This window comes from Micrococcus sp. MS-ASIII-49 (assembly GCF_000946635.1).
Lineage (GTDB): Bacteria > Actinomycetota > Actinomycetes > Actinomycetales > Micrococcaceae > Micrococcus > Micrococcus luteus.
Genome location: NZ_JXSP01000151.1, coordinates 1 through 2,106, shown reverse-complemented (window position 1 = coordinate 2,106; position 2,106 = coordinate 1). Strand labels below are relative to the sequence as shown.

General features: G+C 71.7%; 1 protein-coding gene. It reads left to right on the top strand.

Going from position 1 to position 2,106, the window contains the following annotated elements; translation table 11 throughout:
• Positions 1 to 38: 38 nt before the first annotated feature.
• Positions 39 to 2,106, top strand: a 2,068-nt coding sequence (locus SJ20_RS10125) for a bifunctional (p)ppGpp synthetase/guanosine-3',5'-bis(diphosphate) 3'-pyrophosphohydrolase (protein WP_304413453.1), incomplete at its 3' end; no start/stop codon positions are given.

Here is a 2,106-nt window from a genome sequence, read left to right as displayed (position 1 = left end):
CCCCGGCCCGTCCCGCCCCGGTCCGGCCCCGCAGCCGGATCGCACGCCTGACCGGCCGGCACGCCACCGAGTACTCGCCCCTGCTCGAGCCGCTGATGCGCACCGTGCGGCAGCGAGCCACCAAGACCGAGCTGGCCGAGATCGTCCGCGCCTTCGAGGTCGCCCGCGCGGCACACGAGGGGCAGATGCGGCGCTCCGGGGACCCGTACATCACCCACCCCGTCGCGGTCGCCACGATCCTCGCCGAGATCGGCGTGACGGGCCCGACGCTCCTGGCGGCCCTGCTGCACGACACCGTCGAGGACACGGACTACTCCCTGGAGCGCCTCCGCGCCGACTTCGGCTCCGAGGTCGCCCTCCTCGTGGACGGCGTGACCAAGCTGGACAAGGTGACCTACGGCGCCGCGGCGCAGGCCGAGACCGTGCGCAAGATGGTCATCGCGATGGCCCAGGACGTGAACGTCCTGCTCATCAAGCTCGCCGACCGGCTGCACAACGCGCGGACGTGGCGGTACGTCTCCCCGGAGTCCAGCGCCCGCAAGGCCCAGGAGACCTTGGACATCTACGCCCCGCTGGCCCACCGGCTCGGCATGAACACCGTCAAGTGGGAGCTCGAGGACCTCTCCTTCGCCGCCCTCAAGCCCAAGATGTACGCGGAGATCGTGCGCCTCGTGGGGGAGCGCAACCCGGAGCGGGAGAAGCACATCGCGGCGCTGCGCACCGTGATCGAGGAGCACCTGCGCGAGCACCGGATCCGGGCGACCGTCACCGGACGGCCGAAGCACTACTACTCGATCTACCAGAAGATGGTGACGCGCGGGAAGGACTTCGACGACATCCACGACCTCACGGGCATCCGGGTGCTCGTGGACTCCGTGCGTGACTGCTACGCCGTGCTCGGCGTCATCCACGCGCGCTGGAACCCGGTCCCGGGCCGGTTCAAGGACTACATCGCGGTCCCGAAGCTCAACATGTACCGCTCCCTGCACACCACGGTGATGGTGCCGGGCGGCAAGCCGGTGGAGATCCAGATCCGCACGCAGGAGATGCACCGCCAGGCCGAGTACGGCGTCGCCGCGCACTGGCGGTACAAGGCCCAGGTCGCCGGCCAGGCGCCGGTGCAGGCCACGCCGGCCTGGCTGCGCTCGGTGATGGACTGGCAGGCGGACACCCGGGACCCGGACGAGTTCCTCGCCTCGCTGCGCACCCAGATCGGGGCGGACGAGGTGTACGTCTTCACGCCGAAGGGGGAGATCCGCACCCTGCCGGCCGGCTCCACGCCCGTGGACTTCGCCTACGCCATCCACACCGACGTCGGCCACCGCACCATCGGCGCCCGGGTCAACGACAAGCTCGTCCCGCTGTCCACGCCGCTCAGCCACGGCGACACCGTGGAGGTCTTCACCTCGCGCGCCGAGGACGCGGGGCCGAGCCGGGATTGGCTGGGCTTCGTGGTCTCGCCGCGGGCCCGGTCCAAGATCCGTCACCACTTCGCCACGCAGCGCCGCGACGAGCAGGCCGACCGGGGACGCGAGTCGCTGACCCGTCAGCTGCGCAAGGCCGGCATGGCCGTGCAGCAGGTGCTCGGCGGCGAGGAGCTGGTGCAGGTGGCCACGGATCTCGGCTACGCGGACCTCGACGGGCTGTTCGTGGCCCTCGGCGACGGCCACGTGTCCGCCCAGTCCGTGCAGGAACGCGTCGCGGAGCGCCTCGCTCCGCCGACGTCGACGCAGGCCGAGCCGGAGGGCGAGCTGACCGTCGGCGAGGTGGACCTGCAGGAGCTGGTCCCGGCCCAGTCGCGGCGCGCCCCCGCGCGGGCCACCAACGACGCCGGCGTGCTCGTGGACGGCGACGGCGGCGTCATGGCCAAGCTGGCACGGTGCTGCAACCCGGTGCCGCCGGACGCCATCGACGGGTTCGTCACCCGCGGCTCCGGGGTCTCCGTGCACCGGGTCGACTGTCCCAACCTGGCGACCCTGCTCGCGCAGGAGCCGGAGCGCCGCACCCCGGTCAGCTGGGCGCCGTCGCGGGACACCGTCTACCTGGTGGAGATCCAGATCGAGGCGCTGGACCGCAAGTCGCTGTGTCAAGGGCCATTGAGTTCTG